Raw genomic sequence first — 19,972 nt, 5'->3', positions numbered from 1 at the left:
CTATTATTCCCCACTGTCAAAGTAATCTAAAAAATCTAATAAGTAATCACGCCCAGGAATAGCAACAAGAGCTGATTTTGCTTTGCTAATTTCTTCTGCCAAGTGTGATTGTGCACCATCGATGCCGTAAATGCTAACATAAGTTGTTTTATCTTCGTCATCATGACCCTCTAAAGCAGCTTGGTTCGCATCATCTAAATCATCGAAAATTTGAAAGGCTAATCCAAAAGCATCCCCAAAGTCTAACGTACTTGAAATTTCCTCTGCTGTTGCATCAGACAACTTAAGTCCTGTATATAAACTTGCTTGAAATAAGCGACTCGTCTTTAAATGATGAATTTTAGCAACATCTTGAATTGACTGATCTGTTTCAGAAAGAACATCCAAATACTGTCCATAAACCATTCCGTTAGGGCCAATTGCTCGACTAACATAAGCGACAATATCGCCAGCATAATTAGGCAGTTCTGCTAACCACTGTAATCCTAAAGTCAATAGTGCATCCCCTGCTAAAATAGCATTAGCTTCACCAAATTTCTTGTGGCTAGTCAATTGACCTCGACGATAATCATCATTATCCATGGCAGGTAAATCATCATGAATAAGCGAATAAGTATGCAAACATTCAATTGCTGCCGCAGCTTTGAAGACCGTTTCATCGATTTTACGATTCAACATTCGACATACTGCAAAAACAAACAATGGACGTATTCGTTTACCTCCTGCTTGAATTGAATAATTAAGTATTTCTGCAAAATCAGAATCCACTATTTGAGACTCAATTTCAGATGTCAAAAACTGATTAAAATCTGACAAATACTCTGATTGCAGCTCTCTTACTTTTTCCACGGTATCTCTAATCCTTTTCTGTATTGAAATCTTGTAATCGACCATCTTCATTCATTAGCTTATTAACAGTATCTTCTGCATTGACTAATTGTTTTTGAAGAGATTGGCTTAATTCAACACCTTTTTTGAATTGATCAAGCGCTTCTTCTAAAGGTACTTGCGCATTTTCTAAGTTTTTGACAATTGTTTCTAACTCTTGTAACTGGGATTCAAAATTAGTCGATTCAGCCATCTTTATTCTCCTTTTTTATATCACGTACATTCACTGTCGCACTACCATCATAATAATGAATAGTCACTGTTTGATTTACAGCAAGTTGTGCAACAGATTTTATAACTTGTCCTTGGTCATCTGCAGTATAAGTATACCCACGTTTCATCGTATTTAGTGGGCTCAAAGCATCTAATTGATTCATTGTATATTGAACACGTGCTGTTTGATGACTTAGTAACTGTTTAAAATTATAAGTTAGTTGTCGGGTTTGATTATTGACTAATGCCTGATAGTGTTCAATTCGTTGACTCAATAATCGCCCATCAATTTGATGACTCATAATTTCTAATTGGTAGTTTTTAGTTTTTAAAATTTGGTTGGTTGTTTGCTTTAATCGATTTGATAATTGATCAACCAATTGTAATTGTTGCTCATAAATTCGACTTGGATTTTTTAAGAATGGATTATCTGTCAAATTAGCTAGAGCTTGTTTACGATACATAATCTCTTTAGATACGGTTTGATAAAGACGGCTTCTAGCTTGTGCTAAATAGTCTAAAACATCAGGTAGATTAGGTGTTGCAATTTCAGCTGCAGCGGTTGGCGTAGCAGCACGTACATCAGCAACTAAATCACTTAATGTTGTATCCGTCTCGTGACCAACTGAGCTAATGATAGGCAAATCCAAATCAAATAATTGACGAATAACTTGCTCCTCATTAAATGGCCACAAATCTTCAATTGATCCGCCACCGCGACCAATTATCATCGTATCAAAATTCAGCTGACTGTGTTTTACCTGCTCAATCGCGTGAATCAAACTATCTTTTGCTTTGTCACCTTGTACAATTGCCGGAAATAAGACAATTTGGCATTTGGGATAACGACGTTTTACTGTTGTTATAATATCTTGAATAACTGACCCCGATGGACTAGTGATGACCGCGATTTTGTCAGGAAATTTAGGAATAGCTTTTTTATCAACTGAGAATAATCCTTCGCTATAAAGTTTTTTCTTTAATTGTTCATAAGCTGCATAAAGTGCGCCAATACCATCAGGTTGCATTTTATCAATATAAAATTGATAACTACCTGTTGGTGGATAAATACTGACATGCCCTTCTATGAGAACTTTCATTCCTTCTTCAGGTGTGAATTTTACCTTTTGAAATGCCGACTTAAACATAACCACATTAATTTTAGACTGGTCGTCTTTAATTGAAAAATATTGATGGGTATTTGGACGCATTCGAAAGTTTGAAATCTCACCTGTTAGGTAAACTTTTTTTAGGTAAGGGTCTAAGTCGAATTTTCGTTTAAGGTAGGTTGTTAAAAGTGAAACGCTTAAATAATTTTGTTCTGTCATGATTAAACACGCTTTTTAGCTATCTCAATAGTTTGTTCCATTAATGTCAAAATTGTCATTGGACCAACACCACCAGGAACAGGCGTCATTGCACTTGCAACCTCGGCAACTTCATCAAACTCAACGTCCCCTACCAACTTATCGTTTTCATCACGGTTCATTCCGACGTCTATAACTGTTGCTCCTTTTTTAACCATATCAGCAGTAATAAAGTGAGCTTTTCCAACGGCACTAATTAGAATATCGGCTTGTTTAGTAATTGATTTCAAATCTTTTGTTTTGGAGTGAGCCATGGTAACTGTTGCATCAGCGTTTAACATTAAGGCCCCTAATGGACGACCAACGATGTTACTGCGACCAACGATAACAACATGCTTAGAAGCAGTTGAAATATTGCTTTCTTCAAGCAATGTCATAATACCACCAGCTGTTGATGGAATTACATTGGGGTTGTTTTGCCACAAATAACCGAAATTAATTGGACTAAACCCATCTACGTCTTTATAAGGAGAAACCGTTTGGACAACTTTGTCTTCATCGATATGTTTTGGAAGCGGTAATTGAACTAACATCGCATCAACTGCTTTGTCTTCATTTAATGATTGAATAAACGCAATTAATTCTTTTTCGGTAACTGTTTCATCAAATCTGATTAACTCGAAATCTAAACCTAATTCCTCTGCTCGACGTTTTTTGTTACGCACATAAATTTCACTAGGACCACTATGCCCCACCAAGATCACTCGTAGACTGGGGGTCACACCTTTTTGCTTAAGGCTTTCAACTTCTAGACGTAAATCTTCTTGTCTTTTTTGGGCAATTGCTTTTCCGCTTATCAGTTTAAACATAGTTCTCCTCCATTATATTTAAAGCTGGTATACAAAAAATATACCAGCTTCTTCATTATTGCTTACTAAAATTTGATAATAATCCATTAATAAACTTCTTGGATTTTTCGTCACTAAATTCATCAGCTAAATTCAAAGCTTCATTAATAGCAACAGCCGTTGGGGTTTCAGTGTATTGTAATTCGTACAATGCTAATTGTAAGATTGCAATATTAATTTTAGCAATTCGGTTAAATTGCCATTTGTCACTCAAACGATCATCAATGACTTGATTTAGTTCATCTTTCTTTGAAGCAACACCTTTAACCAACAACTCTAAGAATTGAGGTAAAGTTTCTTCTTCACTTAAATAATGGTCTTTAACCGTTTCAAGTGCTTGGTCGTCTGTTAATTCACTACTTAATTGAATGAAGTTTGCTTGAAGTGCTGCTCGACGGATATCATGTTGGTTCATATTTGGCTCTCCCTTAATCAGTCATTTCCTCGTCAAATAAAGCATCGGGGTCGATTTTTTCAGGTTTTTGAGAAACAAGACCAACAACATGAATATTAATTTCATCTAGTTTCAAATCAGTCATTTGTTTAAGTTGCTCTGTTAACTCTTTTTGAAGTGTTAAAGCAACTTGTGGGACGCTAACACCATATTTTAAATAAACGTAAACATCTGTTTTTAACTGATTGTGTTCGTTAACTTCAATCGTAACACCTTTACCACGATTAATACGACCAAATAACTCATTAAGGTTGTTGCCAAAAGTGCCACGCATTTGGTAAACGCCTTCTATTTTTGTTGCGGCAATTCCCAAAATAATTTCAAGTACGTGAAGGTTAACTTTAATCTGATCATCTGATCCATCTTTTGCTAACAAAATTGCTGTATCTTCTGCCATATCGACACCTCTACTTTACTAATCTACTAGTTTGCGCGAGAAATATATGTTCCATCTGTTGTGTTAATACTCAATACATCACCTTCGTTAACGAAGAATGGCACTTGCACAACAGCTCCTGATTCCATTGTAGCAGGTTTTGAACCACCAGAAGAAGTATCTCCACGGATTCCAGGTTCTGTTTCAGCAACAGTTAATTCGACTACTTTAGGTAGTTCAACACCCAATAATTCATTTTCAAACATTGTCACGTTCACAACCATGTTTTCTTTCATGAATTTTAATTCTTCTACAATTTCATCGTTTGGTAATTCAACTTGTTCGTATGTTTTTGTATCCATGAATACGTGTTTGTCACCATCAGCGTATAAATATTGCATTTCGTTGTTATCAATTGTTGCACGTTCAACCTTTTCACTTGAACGGAAAGTTTTTTCTTGAACAGCACCTGTTCTTAAGTTACGTAATTTTGTACGCACGAATGCGCCACCTTTACCAGGTTTTACGTGTTGGAACTCGTTTACTTTCCATAATTGTCCATCAAATTGAATTGTTAAACCATTTTTTAAATCATTTACTGAAATCATGTATTTTTCCTCCGCTTTTACTTGTACTTTATAATATCAATTTTAATATGTATAGTGCAAGATTATAATTTGATTAATTCGGCTTTAGGTAATGTTGTTAGAACTTCTGGTTCACCATCTGTTATCAACACATCATCTTCAATCCTAACGCCGCCTAGTCCTGGTACATAAATACCAGGTTCGATTGTGATAATCATATCTTTTTGTAATGTGATATCTTTGAACGATAGTCTTGGATCAGTTAATTCATGAACATTTAATCCAATACCGTGTCCAATACCATGTCCAAAATAATCACCATAGCCACATTCCTTAATATACTCACGTGCTGCACGATCAACTTCGAGTCCTGTACAGCCAACTCTCGCCTTATCTGTAGCACGTCTATTAGCTTCTAAAACAATGTGGTAAATCTTTTCAAGCTCATCAGGTACTTCACCAACCGCAAAAGTTCTTGTGATATCTGATGTATATCCTTGATAGTAACCCCCAAAGTCAATCGTTACTAATTCATTATTTTCAATCACTTTATCACTAGCAGCACCATGTGGCCAAGCACTACGATAACCTGAAGCAACAATTGTTTCAAAACTAACATCAGATAGTCCATCTTGTTTTAATTGAAAATCTAACAAATTAGCAATTTCTTTTTCTGAAATTCCCGGTTTGATTTCAGGTATTACTTTTTTTAAACTTTTTTCTGAAATTTCAATTGCTTTTTTTATTAAAGAAATTTCTTTTTCATCTTTTATCATTTGAAGTTTTTCTACCCATTGATAACATAACTTTACATCGACAGACTGTAATGCATCGGTTAAGTCCATAAATAAAGAGGCACTGATATCATCACCTTCGATAACTAACTGCTTAATATGCTGATTAGTTATAACAGTATCTAGTTCTTGAAGCAACGATTTTGTTTTATTATAAACTTTAACCCCTTTGTCAACTTCAGCTTCAATTTGACCCATGAATCTTGAATCTGACATTAACACTGCTTCTCCTTGTAAAGTGAGCAATAGTTGGGCTTCGTCGCCTGTAAAACCAGTTAAATAACGAATATTTTTTTCATTGAATAACAGCACTGCCTGTTTTTGTTCTTTATTTAGTTTTTGGTAAATTTGTTCTCTTCTTTTTTGATAAAGATTCATATTTCCTCCAATAAAAAAAGGCTGAATAATTTCAGCCTTTTAAAAGTTATTATTTAGCTTGTTCTAATGGGTAAACTGAAACTTGTTTACGATCTCTACCTAGACGTTCGAATTTAGCAACACCTTCGATTTTTGCAAATAAAGTATCGTCACTACCACGTCCAACGTTTTGACCTGGGTGGATTTTTGTTCCACGTTGTCTGAATAAGATTGAGCCAGCTGTTACAGTTTGACCATCAGCACGTTTAGCACCTAAACGACGACCAGCAGAGTCACGACCGTTAGCAGTTGAACCTCCACCTTTATGTTTAGAAAATAGTTTAATATTGTTAAGATCTAGCATTTTTTTCACCTCGCAAAGTCATTAAATTAAATTAAGCTTTAATATCTTCGATAACCACTTTTGTATAAGGTTGACGGTGACCTTTTTTAGTATGGCTATGTTTTTTAGGTTTGTATTTGAAAGTAACAACTTTCTTTTCTTTACCTTGTTTTTCAACTTTAGCCACAACACTAGCACCTTCAACAAAAGGAGTACCAACTTTTGTAGATTTGCCGTCGTTTACAAGAACAACTTGGTCAAATGTTACGTTTTGGCCTTCTTCAATGTTTAATTTTTCTACGTAAACAGCTTCGCCTTTTTCGACTTTGTACTGTTTACCACCTGTATTAATAATTGCGTACATATTGTACACCTCCTGAAAATATATTCTTAGACTCGCCACTAAACAAGGTGCCTAACGGCTTAAAACCTTGAGCGTGCGGTTGCAGATGTGAGGTACACAAATACAACTACCTAATAATATCAAATAAGTTATAAAACGTCAATTTATTCGGTTAAATATTCCAAAAATATTTATTTGAAAAAAGTTTGTATTTTTTGTTGACACATACGCCGATTCTAGATATACTGTTTAAGTAATGTTTTGACACAGTAGCTCAGCTGGATAGAGCAACGGTCTTCTAAACCGTAGGTCGTGAGTTCGAATCTCACCTGTGTCATCAATTATCTACATATAAAAGACCAACTCAATATGAGTTGGTCTTTTTTGTTTATCTTATTCTTTAACCTTTTAATCTAACACCAAAAAAGATAAAATTATTATTAGTTAATCATTAATTTTTTAATAATACGGAGGATTTAGATGAACTATAACCAATATGCCAGATTACATCTGCCACTTAACCAGCAACAAGAAGAACTTGAACAACTTGATTTTATATCTAAAAACTATGATAAGCTCTCGTTTTCAAATAACGTCTACACTGCTTTTAGCAACTTCTTCCCTGAAGTTAACTCAAGTGAATCACTTGACTACAAATTTAATCTACTCGCAATCAATAACCACAAAACACTTAAGCAGTGGTTAGACGAAGATCAAACAACTTTAACTAGTTCAGAATTTTATGTCTTAGCTCTTCAGTTACTTAATTATGAATCCAAGCAAGATTTTGATTTATCAAATCCTTTTAAGTTACTAACGGACAATCACTTACCGTTTATTGAAGCAGATATAATAGATGAAACTAATTTCATTGAAGCACTTTATCTACTATTGAATACGCGTGCTAAAAATGGATATGAATTAATTGATAATCTTGCAGATAAAGGATTCTTCTTGAAATATATTGAAGACCCTCACTTTAATCAGCATTTATTCTTTAATGGTAAATCATTACCTGTTTTTGACGCCCAAAACATGATTAGAGAAGTCGTTTATGTTGAAAGTGACCTTGATACTGACTTAGATGATCAAAGAGATTTACTTCAAGTTACGATTTTTAGACCTAGAGAAACTGACTTTGGACTAAAAGTCCCTTCATTATATACAGCTAACCCCTATTTTGGTGGTACAAATGATGACAAGAATGATTTACATAATGTTGATGAAAACCTAACTAAAGTGACAGCTGATAATCAACCTCATTTTAAAGAAGCTTCTATTAATACATTTGAAAAAATCACTCCTGATGCATCCCCTGCTCAACGCGCTGAAGAGACAGCAACCAGACAGCGTATCTATCGGCTAAATGATTATTTCTTTGCTCGCGGGTTTGCTAATATATATGCCGGTGGTTTTGGAACAAGAGGCTCTGATGGCTTACGAAACACTGGTGATCCTAGCGAAACAACTTGTGCTAAAGAAATCATTGAATGGCTTACAGGAGATAGAATCGCCTATACTTCCCCTTCAAGAACCAAAACAACGACTGCATTTTGGTCAAACGACAATATTGCCATGACCGGTAAATCTTATTTGGGAACACTAGCAACGGCTGTTGCTAGTACCGGAGTTAAAGGGCTTAAGACAATTATTTCTGAAGCAGCTATTTCAAGTTGGTATGACTATTACCGCGAAAACGGATTAGTCATTGCCCCTGATGCTTGTCAGGGTGAAGATTGCGATGCACTGGCTGTTGTTTGTCAAAGTAATTTAAAAGACAGCGGACATGCCATCAAATTACAAGAGAAATTTGATAAACAAATGGCCTACTTACAAGAACAACAAGATCGCGCAACTGGACAATATAGTGAATTCTGGGAAATCAGAAACTACCGTCATCAACTTGAAAATCTAAATTGTTCTTACATCGGCGTTCATGGCCTTAATGACTGGAATGTTAAACCTAAAAATGTTTACAAGCTTTGGCAAGAATTAGAAAAACTTCCTATTAAACATAAACTATTCCTTCATCAAGGAGAACATGTTTATATGAATAACCTTGCCTCTATCGACTTCACTAATATGATGAACTTATGGTTATCCGAAGAACTGCTAAATGTTCCAAATAACGCTGATGAGCAATGGCCTAATGTGTTAATACAAGACAATGTTGAAGCAGATGTATGGCATGCCGAAACAACATGGAATAACTCAATTGGTACTTCTCAGTCTCAAGTATTGTCTGAGTTAGCTTCTGAAAAAATTAAGGATTTCACCGACAACGGTCAAACTTTCAAACAACTTAACCTCACTGATAAACAATGGGAACTTGAATTTATTAAAGGTGAATTATCTGAGTTAGCGGCTGAACAACTTAAAATCAGACTTCCCCAAAATAAAACTGACAGCATCTTGGTAGGACGACCAAAAATAAACTTATCCGTTTCTTCTTCAATGGATAAGGGTCAAATTTCTGTAATGCTAGTCGAGTACCATAAACGCCGTCGCTTAACTGTTGTTCCTCAAATCATTGAAGTAAATGCACAACCTTTAGGTTATCAATTTGCTTATGAAACTTTGAGAGAATTCAAACTTCAACCTCAAGAAACTGACTTTAAACTTATTGCTAAAGGACATGCTAATTTACAAAATTACCAAGGTAAACAAGCAGTCGATATTAACCCTGATGAATTTTATGACTTAAGCTTTGAATTACAACCAACTTACTATCATTTACCAAAAGATAGTCAACTAGGATTGATTATTTATAGTACTGATGTCGGCATGACTAAACGACCTTTAGAAAAAACGACTTACACTGTTGACTTAACACAATCCTCGTTTGACTATTCAATTAAATAAATCATAAAAAGCCAGCACATCTATGCTGGCTTTTTTCTATAAAATACTATGCAAAATAGTCAATAGTTGCTGCTGACTGGGTGTCAAAACATAGTTTGTTCGGTAAACAATACTCGTGATAAATTCAGGCTGTTCATGATCTAACAATTCTAAACAGGTCACTTCATCCTCATTATAATCAACTATCTTGGTGAAAAAGCCCACACCTACATCCTCACTAATTAACTTCATCAAGATATGTGTGTCATTAGATTTAAATACGATATTAGGCCTAAAATGATTACGGCGACTTAACTTATTGAAAGCTGTATTATGAACAAAATTACTATCAAAAAACACAAAATCATCATGCCGTAGCTCGTTGAAATAAATTCTTTTTCGATTGGCCAAGGGATGGGACTTCGAGACATAAATACAAAAAGGCTGTCGATCAAACTCTTCAGCTATCAAATTTTGATAAGCCAAAGGCTCAATTGAACCTAGTAAAGTCAAATCAACATTGCCATCTCTTACTGCATTACGCAAGGCTATTGATCCACCTTCAACCGTATGAACATTTGAAAGTAGACCTTCTTTAGCTAGCCTTGCTCCTATCTTAGGAAAATAGTGATTTTCGATGATTGGTGGCAATCCTAGTACAATCTTATTTTGTGTCAGATTATTAATTTCTTGATGAGCTACTTCGATTTCATGTAAGACCACTTTTGCATGCTCAGCCAATTGTAACCCACTTGGTGTGGGATTAACCGTATTATGAATACGGTCACGTACCAACAAAGCTGTACCAAATTCTTTTTCGAGATTTTTGATTGCTGTTGTTACTGTTGGCTGACTTACTTCGAATTTCTCAGCTACTTTTGAAAAATTTTTTTGATTAATAATTTCTTGAAAATAAGCGAGGTGTTTAAGGTTCATCATTAACTCCCATTGTGACAGTGTTTTTACAGATACTATAAAATTAATTTATAGTATATCACAAGTTTGACTATAATATTTTGATAGTTCTAGGATAAGACTCGTACTTAATTTAATACTTATAGTCGAAAGGAACATCAAAATGTTACATAATCAATCTATTTTAAATAATCCTTTTTTAAATAAAGGAACAGCTTTCACAAAAGAAGAACGCCAAAAATTAGGCTTAACTGGTACACTTCCTAGCCAAATTCAAACGCTTGAACAACAAACAACACAAGCCTACGCTCAATTTCAAAGCAAAACAACACCACTTGAAAAGCGCATTTTCTTGATGACACTATTCAACGAAAACAGAACGTTATTCTATCGTTTAATGGATGACCATCTTGTTGAGTTTATGCCTATTGTGTATGATCCTGTAGTTGCAGATTCTATTGAACAATACAATGAACTATTCCTAAATCCTCAAAATGCTGCATTTGTTTCTGTTGATGCACCTGACGATATCGAAGACACGCTAAGAAACGCAGCTGGTGGCCGTGATATTCGCTTAGTTGTTGTAACAGATAGTGAAGGAATTCTTGGTATGGGTGATTGGGGTGTTAATGGTGTTGACATCGCAATCGGTAAATTGATGGTTTATACTGCCGCCGCAGGTATCGACCCTTCACAAGTCCTTCCTGTCAGCATTGATGCGGGAACTAACAATCAAAAACTATTAGACGACCCCTTATACTTGGGTAACCGCCACGAAAGAATCACAGGCGACCGTTACTATGAAGCGATTGACAAATTTGTTCAAGCCGAGCAAAAACTATTTCCCGAATCACTATTACACTGGGAAGACTTTGGTCGTTCAAATGCCCAAGTTATTTTAGATAAATACAAAGATAAGATTGCAACCTTCAATGATGATATTCAAGGAACTGGTATGGTTGTGCTTGCTGGTATTTTAGGTGCATTAAATATTTCAAAAGAAAGCATTAAAGACCAAAAAATCTTAACATTCGGCGCTGGAACTGCTGGTATGGGAATTGCTAACCAAATTATGGACGAATTAATGCAAGAAGGTTTAACTGAAGAAGAAGCTAAACAACACTTCTATGCCGTTGACAAACAAGGCCTATTATTTGAAGATACAGCTGATTTAACGCCAGCTCAAAAACCATTCACCAGAAAACGTAGCGAATTCACTAATGCTGATGAATTAACTAACTTGGAAGCTATCGTTAAAGCTGTACATCCTACGATTATGATTGGAACTTCTACTCAACCTGGTGCTTTCACCGAAACTATCGTCAAAGAGATGGCTGATCACACTGAACGTCCTATCATTTTCCCATTATCAAACCCAACCAAATTAGCTGAAGCAACTGCCGAAAATCTAATTAAATGGACAGATGGTCGTGCATTAGTCGCAACAGGCATTCCTGCAGAAGATGTGGACTATAACGGCGTTTCTTATCAAATAGGTCAAGGAAATAACGCTTTAATGTACCCTGGTTTAGGATTTGGATTAATTGCTTCAACAGCTAAATTACTTAACAAAGAAACATTATCTGCTGCTTGTCATGCTTTGGGTGGGATTGTTGATACTTCAAAACCTGGTGCAGCTGTCTTACCTCCTGTTTCAAAAATTACAGAATTTTCACAAAAATTGGCAGAAGTTGTTGCTCAAAGCATTGTTGACCAAGGTCTAAATAAAGAGCCAATTCAAGATGTCAAAAAAGCTGTAGCTGATATGAAATGGACACCTGAATATCAAGATATTAACAATGACTAAATTCAACATTAAGGGGTAGTTTTAAAATGGCAGTTTTATGGAATTCAATTCAAAGCGTTCTCGTCGTCGTTTTGATTATGGTACTCGGTTACATTCTTAGACGTTCAGGATGGTTCGACAATAATTTTGCTGGAACCATTTCAAAATTCATCAAAAATATTGCATTGCCCGCTTCAATCTTTGTCTCCGTCTTAAGTCGCTTATCACGCGATCAATTATCAAGTTTTTCTTTATATCTGGTCTATGCTTTTATTAGTGTAATCATTGGCTATATCATTGCTTTTGCACTAGCTAAAATCATGAAAGTTCGTCCCGGACGTCGAGGCGTTTTCGTCAATGCAATCGTTAATGCTAATACAATATTTATTGGTTTACCTTTGAACATTGCTCTATTTGGCGATAAAAGTATGACCTTCTTCTTGGTCTACTATATTGTCAATACCGTTTCAACTTGGGCATTTGGTGTCTTCTTGATTTCAAATGATGACCCAACTAAACTTCAAGAAAAAGCCAAACGCCAAATTGATTGGAAGAAAGTTCTACCAATGCCTCTAATCGGTTTCTTAGTGGCTCTTGTCTTTTTACTATTAAACATTCCAATTATGAAAGTTTCATTTGTTAGTTCCGCATTAACTTATGTTGGTAACTTAGTAACGCCTTTATCCTTAATTTACATCGGGATTGTTTTAGCTGATGCCGGATTAAAAAGTATTAGTTTTGACCGTGATACCACTGCAGCTTTAGTCGGTAGATTCATTGTCTCGCCTATCGTTATGATTTTAGTATTAACAGCTGTTAAAGGTATGGGGGCTGATTTACCAACACTTGCTTCCCAAACATTAATTGTCCAATCAGCAACACCTATGCTTGCTGTTCTTCCTATCTTGGCTAATGAAGCTCATGGGGATGTTAAATATGCAACTAATATTGTGACAACAAGTACCGTTTTATTTATCATCGTTGTTCCAATTTTAATGTCAATTATTCAATTTATTTAATTTAATAACGCAACAAAAAAGACATTTGCTTTTGCAAATGTCTTTTTTATTAGCCTAAGAATCTTCTTAGTTTACTCATTTTTTCAATCAATAAAGTCTGAACTTCTTTATCTGAAATGCTGACTAAGTCTGTTGCTAGTTGAGAATGTTGAGCTTGTTCTTTTGTTTTTGGACCAGCTTCAATGTCAAAACGTTTCGTTAAATCTGCGACGTCGGCTTCAATCTTACCAAATTCTGGATTGATTTGTTTTAAGACTGCCATTGCTTCTGGACTATAAAATCCTAATATATGTTCAAAGTCACGTTTCATATTTGGATAGTAGCTTTGTAAAGTTGCCCATTCATCTTCTGATAATTTACTCAATGCTTGTCCTGAACCGATAATTTCTGGTGGAATTCCTACCGAGTATAAAGAACCAGTAAAGGTAATCGCACGAGGCATTTTGTAACCATCAACATCTCGAGAATAACCAATCATCCCCACGTGTTGATGACGGTCACGACGTTTTGGAAAGGCATCAAAAACAGATTGCAAGTCATTAATCAATGGATCTAGTGTATGGTGGTACTCTTTGGCTGTTTTTGCTGCAATTTCAAGTAAGATTGCTTCGTCAGCTGAATTTACAATATTAAATTCACTTTGACGTAACCCATTACGTAATTTATCGATTGCTGACTTGACTTCATCAATTGGATAATCATAACGAAAGGCCGATTGAACAGTTGCTGTTTTAAGTCCTGGGAATTCCTCAAGGTAACGATCAACAGATTGAGGAGAAAGTCCCCCTCTAAAGATTGTACTTCCTACCCCAGCAATTGGATAAACCGGTACGCCACTTTCTTTTGAAAATGCACCTAATCTAGATAATGCTAGCTTGTTTCCAATAATACTGTTTAAAAATCCATTTGAAAGCGCAGAATCAGAACCTGCTAAGAAAACACGTAAATACTCAATTGGGCGGTTAAAGTGTTTTTTGTACATCGCCATATATTCTTTTAAAATTTCAGGAGCATCTAGCTGCGCTTCAAAACTTTCAAATAGTGGAATCATTTGGAGTTGGTCGCTATTAGGATGTGTATTTTCAAATTCTTTATTCTTGAATTGTGCAAGTGATGCAAACTTATCTTCCATAGCAATCAGTTGATCTGCACTTTTCGTCATTGGCAGAACCGCTTCAAATAGCGGACGTTTTTTAAATTTTAAATCGTCTGCAAAATCTTCTGCCAGCATCATAGTTGTCATAGCTTGCATTAAACTATAACCTTTTTCTTCCCAAATGTTAGGTAATCTAAACGTTAAAAATTTATCGTCACCAAGTTCATGGTTTTTGAAATAGTCGTATTGTTTGGTATACAAACGGCTAATAACAGAAGAATCAGCATGCTTTCCTTCCCAGTCCCACATGTATTCATCGGCATCTAAAGTTGAAAAGTTAGCATAAGCTTCATCGATTTCTTCAAAAGCTGAAACAAATGGATTATGATGCTTTTTAAAGAACGGAATGTTAGCGTTATCTGGATGTTGAGTTCCCATTACGTTTGGTATCATTCTGTCTGTCAATTGATTGTCCTCCTGATTTTAATTACTAATTATCTGACTGTTTTAAGGTAATCACGAATACGATCCATCGCTAGTTGAATATCAGCTTCAGAAGCTGCATATGAAAAACGAATGTAACCTTGTCCACCTTTACCAAATGCACTTCCAGGTATGACACCAACTTTTGCTTGTTCAGCTAATTCTAGTGCGAACTGGTAAGAATCTTGTGTACATGATGCTGGAATTTTAGCAAATAGATAAAACGCACCATGAGGCTTAGCCATCTCAAAGTTCATACTTGTTAATTCATCAACAATTAAGTCACGACGCTTTTGATAGATTTTACGCATTTCAATCGCATCATTATCACCGTTATTAAGCGCTTCTGTTGCTGCAACTTGGGCAGGATTAGATGGTGAAGTCACCATGAAAGCATGCACTTTAGCAACTTTTGACATGAATTCTCTCGGTCCACAAACGTAACCAATTCGATATCCTGTCATAGCGTGAGATTTAGATAATCCGTTAATATAAATGGATTGTTGAGGCAATAGCTTAGCAATTGAAAAATGATCAACATCATAAGTTAATTCACAGTAAATTTCATCTGTAACAACAAAAATATCATGCTGTTCAATAACTTGCGCTAGAGCCTCAACGGTTTCTTTATCGTATTCAACCCCTGTTGGATTACTTGGATAATTAAGTAAAACTGCTTTAACTGAAGGCCCTTCTTCTTCAATCACTTCTGCCAATTTTTCAGGTGTTAATTGAAAGCCTGTTTGTGAGGTGTCAACCATAATTGGATGTGCACCTAGCAACTCGATAATAGGAAAATAAAGTGCAAATGTCGGTGTTGGCACAATCACTTTATCACCTGGATTTAACATCGTTTCAAAAGTGGCATAAATTGCTTCTGTTGCACCAATTGTCACGATTATTTCATCTTCTGGATTATAATTTAAACCTTGTTGACGCTTTAAATAATCAGAAACTGCTTTTCTAAGCTCTAATTTACCTGTTTGAGCTGAGTAGTGAGAATCATTATTTTGAATGCTTTCTACTGCAGCATTTTTAATATGTTCGGGTGTATCTAAATCAGGTTCTCCAATTGTTAGTTTTACAATATCTTGGATAGCTGAGATTTTTTGATCAAAGCTTCTAATCCCTGATGGATTAACTAAGTCTAACTTTTCGTTATACGTTGCACTTAATTTTGATGATAAATCTGGCATGACAGTCTCCTATTTCCGTAAATTATTATTCAGAAGAGTGGCTATTTAAAATATTAGACAAAAAAAGATTCCTTTGTCTAGGCAGACAAAAGAATCTAAACTGGCTTAGATGTCAATTTGTCGATAGCGCTCCATAAGTTTTATGCTTATGACAGTTTATGATTTATTCAACCATACCCCAACATCAAATCGTCACAACTCTTTGACGTTTCGGCAATATCCCCTCACTAGAGTAACTAATGCTATTGTGATAGCGAGTTATCTAGCTATTGTCAATTGCGACCTCTTCTACTAAATTAACTATAAGTTATTTTTTTGTGTAATTCAACCTTGCATTTCATTTTTGTTTAATTTTTTACTAATAATAAGTAATTAGAATAGTAACTTAATTAAGATAATTGCTCCTACAACTTGCAGCAAACTAATTAATAATCCATAACCTAAAAATCGACTACCGGAATCTTTAATCGTTTTCAATTTTAAGTTTAAGCCGATACCAGCAAGATTAATAACACCAGAGAAACTGGTTAATTCTTTTGCACTATGCGTTAGCTGCGTTGGTAAACTAACATAACTATTAATCAAAATAAAAATAATAAATGCCAAAATAAACCAAGGTACTTTAATGTATTGGCTAACTGATTTTTTAGGTTGGGCAGTTTTTTGACTTTTTCCCTGAGCCATTCTTGCAAAACTGATAACCACTACCGATAATAAAATCACTCGCAACATTTTAAATAGTGTTGCATATGTTGTCACGTCTTGATTAATTAAAGACGCTGTCCCCACAACTTGTCCTACAGATTGAAGAGTCCCACCTATTAATGCACCTAAAAGTAAGTCTTGCTTACCGAGTACAACAGGACCGACAATTGGCAGAATAATTAATAAGACAATTCCAACTAAACTAACTGTTGCTACTGCAGTTCGTCTTTCATCATCATTTGCTTTGATTTCTGGCGATACAGCCGCAATTGCACTTGATCCACACACAGCATTACCTGCCGCCATTAAAAGCGATGATTTTTTTGATACCTTAAAGACTCTTTTCCCTAACACTATTGCCACAATGATAGTCAACAACATCTGCAACACAATAAATAAAATACCATTAATCCCTAAAGACTCTATAGTTTTAAGCGTTACTGTTAACCCTAGTAGTGCAATTCCAATTTCAATGGGATATTTTTCTGACCATTTAACACCTGAATTTAGCTTAGACTGTGTTAAAACAGTATTACCTAACAAAATCCCCATCAACATGGCCAAAGATTCTGCTCCAATAAAAGGTAAATAAATTGCTAAATATTTAGCAACAACAGAGACAAGTAATGTCACTGCAATACCTGGTAAAAAAGATTTTTTGATTTTCATGTTTTCCTCTCCTTCAATACAGGCATAACTATATCACATCATTAATGTTAATATTTGTTTAATAGATAATAACTATATATACTATTAATAACCTTAATAACAAAAAGAAAGGACTCTTTATGTTCAAATTACTGCATACCTTTGTTGCTGTATATGAAACCTTGTCATTTTCAAAAGCAGCTGAACAACTTTTTTCTTCTCAACCTAGCCTCTCATTACACGTTAAACAACTAGAAGAAAGACTAAACACACAATTATTCATTAGAAATGGTAAAGCTAAACTAGAGCCAACACCTAATGCCACCAGACTATATCAAAGCACCACAAAAATTTTGAAAGAATGGCAAACTATTCAAACCGATATTAGTGATAATCCCAAAAAATATGATTTATTATTCGCGTGTTCGCAAACTAGCGCGCATACCTTCGTCCCTCAGTTATTATCTCAATTACCTTCTGCTATTTATAACGAGTATAATCTAGCTACTGAAGTACATAATTCTAAAGAAATTTTAGATGATGTGTTAAATCATCGCTTGGCTTTTGGTATCGTCGAAAAACCTGTTCATCATAATTTGATTGTTACTGAAAAAATAAAAACAGATCAATTAGTATTGGCCGGTAATCTTAAATCTGATACGTGGTTGCTCAGAGAAGAAGGTTCTGGCGTTTATCACTACACTAAAAAGTATCTGAACAATCATAATATTGTACCTAAAAACAGTATTATTGTTAAAAATAATCAGTTAATTGTCGATCTTTTGAAACAAGGGATTGGTAAATCCATTGTAAGTCTAGATGCCATTGATAACACCATTATGTTTCAAGAACTAGGGGCTCCATTTTTTAGACACTTTTATCTCATTTATCAAAAATTTGAAACCCATCCTTCAATCACAAACTTTATCGACAAAATAAAAAAAGCTATCTGAATTATTCAGATAGCTTTTAATTTTAGTACAATTCCATGTATTGGTCTCTTTCCCATTCAGAAACTGTTTGACGGTATGCTGACCATTCAAGTTTCTTAGAATCAATAAAGCTTTGTGTTAAGTGTTCGCCTAATGATTCTTTGATGACAGCATCTTTTGCGAATTCATCAACCGCTTCATTCAATGTTCCTGGAAGATCAGTAATATTGTTTTCACGACGTTCTTCATCTGTCATGTGGTAAATGTTACGATCAACAGATTCTACTGGTAATTCTTTAGTTTCAAGTCCTTCAAGACCAGCTGATAAGATTCCTGCAATAGCTAAGTATGGGTTAGCTGCTGGATCAACACTTCTTAATTCAAGACGAGTTCCAAGGCCACGTGACTGAGGAACACGGATAAGAGGTGAACGGTTTGTACCTGACCATGCAATGTATACAGGTGCTTCAAACCCTGGTACTAGACGTTTGTATGAGTTAACCGTTGGGTTGTTTAAAGCTGTCAATGCTTTTGCATGGTTCAAAATACCTGATAAGAAGTACATTGCTTCTTTAGATAATTGGTTATCTGTATTTTCGTCAAAGAATACATTATCACCATCTTTGAATAGTGACATATTAATATGCATTCCTGATCCATTGATTCCTTGTAGAGGTTTTGGCATAAATGTTGCATGTAAACCGTGTTTTCTTGCAACAGTTTTAACTACTAATTTAAAAGTTTGAATTTTATCTGCTGCTTCAAGAGCATCAGTGTATTTGAAGTCAATTTCATGTTGTCCAGGTGCAACTTCATGGTGACTAGCTTCAATTTCAAAATTCATTTTTTCAAGTTCTAAAACAATATCACGACGTGTGTTTTCACCTAAATCAACAGGTGCTAAATCAAAGTAGCCACCTTGGTCGTTCAAGTCAAGAGATGGTTTGTTGTTTTCGTTTAATCTAAATAAGAAGAACTCTGGTTCAGGTCCAATATTAAATGCTGAGTAACCTTTGTCTTGCATTTGTTTTAAAACGCGACGAAGATTGTAACGAGGGTCACCCTTGAATGGTGTACCATCTGGCATGTATACATCACAGATTAAGCGAGCAACTTTACCGTGTTCTACTTCCCATGGAAAAATCAACCAAGTTGATAAGTCAGGGTGTAATAACATGTCACTTTCTTCAATTCTAACAAATCCATCAATTGAAGAGCCATCAAAAGCAGCTTCGTTGTTCAAAACTTTTTCTAGTTGACTAACTGGCACTTCAACATTTTTGATAGCGCCATTAATGTCTGTAAACATTAATCTTAAAAATTTAACATTTTCTTGTTCAACAATTTCTCTAATTTCTTGTTTTGTGTATGCCTTTGACATTCTTTTTCCTCCGTCGTAACTAACCTTTAACTTTTAAAATTTAGTAGTGCTGAGTGGATGAACCAAAAGGACTATTATTCATCATTTCATCAAATAATAACCGTCGAGCTTGTTTATCATTAACCGCTTTCTTTTGACGTTTTTGACTATCAAAATATGCTCGAATGTCTTCAATGTTGAAGCCATCACTCAAATGTTGTTTAATGATCAACAAAATATCAACTTGATTCAATGAATATAATCGCTGTTTACCTTTTGTACGATAAACATCAATTAATTTTTGATCTTCATAATAGCGGATTTGACGAGCTGTTAGCCCCGTCAACTCCATCACAACCGAAATTTTTAATAATGGCTGCGCTTTTCTTTGTTTTATCTCATCCATTTTTAATACCTCATC

Annotated in this window: 20 protein-coding genes, 1 tRNA gene, 1 riboswitch and 1 other annotated feature; of the genes, 5 read left to right on the top strand and 16 right to left on the bottom strand. The window is 35.0% G+C overall.

Annotated elements, in window-relative coordinates:
- Nucleotides 1–3: 3 nt before the first annotated feature.
- The 10 genes from JNUCC72_RS02080 to rplU all read right to left on the bottom strand — a co-directional run bounded on the left by JNUCC72_RS02080 (nucleotide 4) and on the right by rplU (nucleotide 6,591).
- Nucleotides 4–849, bottom strand: coding sequence for a polyprenyl synthetase family protein (locus JNUCC72_RS02080; RefSeq protein ID WP_454144399.1), 846 nt, complete (start codon nucleotides 847–849; stop codon nucleotides 4–6).
- A gap of 7 nt (nucleotides 850–856) precedes the next feature.
- Complete coding sequence (locus JNUCC72_RS02075; protein WP_454144397.1) at nucleotides 857–1,081, bottom strand: exodeoxyribonuclease VII small subunit; 225 nt, start codon at nucleotides 1,079–1,081, stop codon at nucleotides 857–859.
- Entirely contained in the window at nucleotides 1,074–2,429 is a 1,356-nt protein-coding gene (gene xseA / locus JNUCC72_RS02070; RefSeq protein ID WP_454144395.1) for an exodeoxyribonuclease VII large subunit, read from the bottom strand. The genes JNUCC72_RS02075 and xseA overlap by 8 nt, the downstream gene beginning before the upstream one ends.
- 2 nt (nucleotides 2,430–2,431) lie before the next feature.
- Entirely contained in the window at nucleotides 2,432–3,277 is an 846-nt protein-coding gene (locus tag JNUCC72_RS02065) for a bifunctional 5,10-methylenetetrahydrofolate dehydrogenase/5,10-methenyltetrahydrofolate cyclohydrolase (RefSeq protein WP_454144393.1), read from the bottom strand.
- Between the two features lie 55 nt (nucleotides 3,278–3,332).
- A complete protein-coding gene (gene nusB, locus JNUCC72_RS02060; protein WP_454144391.1) occupies nucleotides 3,333–3,731 on the bottom strand; it encodes a transcription antitermination factor NusB in 399 nt (132 codons plus the stop codon).
- Between the two features lie 13 nt (nucleotides 3,732–3,744).
- Complete coding sequence (locus JNUCC72_RS02055; protein WP_339969907.1) at nucleotides 3,745–4,167, bottom strand: Asp23/Gls24 family envelope stress response protein; 423 nt, start codon at nucleotides 4,165–4,167, stop codon at nucleotides 3,745–3,747.
- Nucleotides 4,168–4,193: 26 nt separating this feature from the next.
- Entirely contained in the window at nucleotides 4,194–4,754 is a 561-nt protein-coding gene (gene efp / locus JNUCC72_RS02050) for an elongation factor P (RefSeq protein WP_454144389.1), read from the bottom strand.
- 62 nt (nucleotides 4,755–4,816) lie between these two features.
- Nucleotides 4,817–5,905, bottom strand: a complete 1,089-nt coding sequence (locus JNUCC72_RS02045; RefSeq protein WP_454144387.1) for a M24 family metallopeptidase — start codon at nucleotides 5,903–5,905, stop codon at nucleotides 4,817–4,819.
- 49 nt (nucleotides 5,906–5,954) lie between these two features.
- A complete protein-coding gene (gene rpmA / locus JNUCC72_RS02040) occupies nucleotides 5,955–6,248 on the bottom strand; it encodes a 50S ribosomal protein L27 (RefSeq protein WP_454144385.1) in 294 nt (97 codons plus the stop codon).
- A 31-nt stretch (nucleotides 6,249–6,279) separates the two neighbouring features.
- A complete protein-coding gene (rplU, locus tag JNUCC72_RS02035; protein WP_056975169.1) occupies nucleotides 6,280–6,591 on the bottom strand; it encodes a 50S ribosomal protein L21 in 312 nt (103 codons plus the stop codon).
- A gap of 18 nt (nucleotides 6,592–6,609) precedes the next feature.
- Nucleotides 6,610–6,682 (bottom strand) — a sequence feature (ribosomal protein L21 leader region).
- A gap of 151 nt (nucleotides 6,683–6,833) precedes the next feature.
- Between rplU and JNUCC72_RS02030 the strand changes: the two genes are divergently transcribed.
- Together JNUCC72_RS02030 and JNUCC72_RS02025 are read left to right on the top strand one after the other, a co-directional pair.
- Nucleotides 6,834–6,907 (top strand) — tRNA-Arg (locus JNUCC72_RS02030).
- 143 nt (nucleotides 6,908–7,050) lie between these two features.
- Nucleotides 7,051–9,432: a Xaa-Pro dipeptidyl-peptidase gene (locus JNUCC72_RS02025; RefSeq protein WP_454144383.1), complete on the top strand. Its 2,382-nt coding sequence runs from the start codon at nucleotides 7,051–7,053 to the stop codon at nucleotides 9,430–9,432.
- 36 nt (nucleotides 9,433–9,468) lie between these two features.
- On the opposite strand, the gene JNUCC72_RS02020 is transcribed toward JNUCC72_RS02025, so the two are convergent.
- Nucleotides 9,469–10,347 (bottom strand): LysR family transcriptional regulator, encoded by an 879-nt coding sequence (locus JNUCC72_RS02020; protein ID WP_454144381.1) that lies wholly within the window; start codon nucleotides 10,345–10,347, stop codon nucleotides 9,469–9,471.
- Nucleotides 10,348–10,489: 142 nt separating this feature from the next.
- On the opposite strand from JNUCC72_RS02020, the gene JNUCC72_RS02015 reads away from it, so the two are divergent.
- Nucleotides 10,490–12,133 (top strand): malolactic enzyme, encoded by a 1,644-nt coding sequence (locus JNUCC72_RS02015; RefSeq protein ID WP_454144379.1) that lies wholly within the window; start codon nucleotides 10,490–10,492, stop codon nucleotides 12,131–12,133.
- A gap of 26 nt (nucleotides 12,134–12,159) precedes the next feature.
- Nucleotides 12,160–13,131 carry an AEC family transporter gene (locus JNUCC72_RS02010; RefSeq protein WP_454144377.1) on the top strand — a complete coding sequence of 324 codons (972 nt, stop codon included), beginning with the start codon at nucleotides 12,160–12,162 and terminating at the stop codon, nucleotides 13,129–13,131.
- 49 nt (nucleotides 13,132–13,180) lie between these two features.
- Here JNUCC72_RS02010 and ppcA read toward each other — a convergent pair whose 3' ends face one another.
- From ppcA to JNUCC72_RS01995, 3 genes are all read right to left on the bottom strand, one after another.
- Nucleotides 13,181–14,665 (bottom strand): phosphoenolpyruvate carboxylase, encoded by a 1,485-nt coding sequence (gene ppcA, locus JNUCC72_RS02005; RefSeq protein WP_454144690.1) that lies wholly within the window; start codon nucleotides 14,663–14,665, stop codon nucleotides 13,181–13,183.
- Between the two features lie 56 nt (nucleotides 14,666–14,721).
- Nucleotides 14,722–15,906: an aminotransferase class I/II-fold pyridoxal phosphate-dependent enzyme gene (locus JNUCC72_RS02000; RefSeq protein ID WP_454144375.1), complete on the bottom strand. Its 1,185-nt coding sequence runs from the start codon at nucleotides 15,904–15,906 to the stop codon at nucleotides 14,722–14,724.
- Nucleotides 15,907–16,022: 116 nt separating this feature from the next.
- Nucleotides 16,023–16,202, bottom strand: a riboswitch (Lysine riboswitch).
- Between the two features lie 76 nt (nucleotides 16,203–16,278).
- A complete protein-coding gene (locus JNUCC72_RS01995) occupies nucleotides 16,279–17,280 on the bottom strand; it encodes a YeiH family protein (protein WP_454144373.1) in 1,002 nt (333 codons plus the stop codon).
- A 119-nt stretch (nucleotides 17,281–17,399) separates the two neighbouring features.
- Between JNUCC72_RS01995 and JNUCC72_RS01990 the strand changes: the two genes are divergently transcribed.
- Nucleotides 17,400–18,212: a LysR family transcriptional regulator gene (locus JNUCC72_RS01990; protein ID WP_454144371.1), complete on the top strand. Its 813-nt coding sequence runs from the start codon at nucleotides 17,400–17,402 to the stop codon at nucleotides 18,210–18,212.
- Nucleotides 18,213–18,234: 22 nt separating this feature from the next.
- On the opposite strand, the gene glnA is transcribed toward JNUCC72_RS01990, so the two are convergent.
- Both glnA and JNUCC72_RS01980 read right to left on the bottom strand, forming a co-directional pair.
- A complete protein-coding gene (gene glnA / locus JNUCC72_RS01985) occupies nucleotides 18,235–19,572 on the bottom strand; it encodes a type I glutamate--ammonia ligase (RefSeq protein WP_454144369.1) in 1,338 nt (445 codons plus the stop codon).
- A gap of 40 nt (nucleotides 19,573–19,612) precedes the next feature.
- A complete protein-coding gene (locus tag JNUCC72_RS01980) occupies nucleotides 19,613–19,957 on the bottom strand; it encodes a MerR family transcriptional regulator (protein ID WP_454144367.1) in 345 nt (114 codons plus the stop codon).
- Nucleotides 19,958–19,972: the final 15 nt, after the last annotated feature.

The sequence above is a fragment of the Holzapfeliella sp. JNUCC 72 genome (genome assembly GCF_053668685.1).
This window is presented reverse-complemented; position numbering and strand designations above follow the sequence as displayed.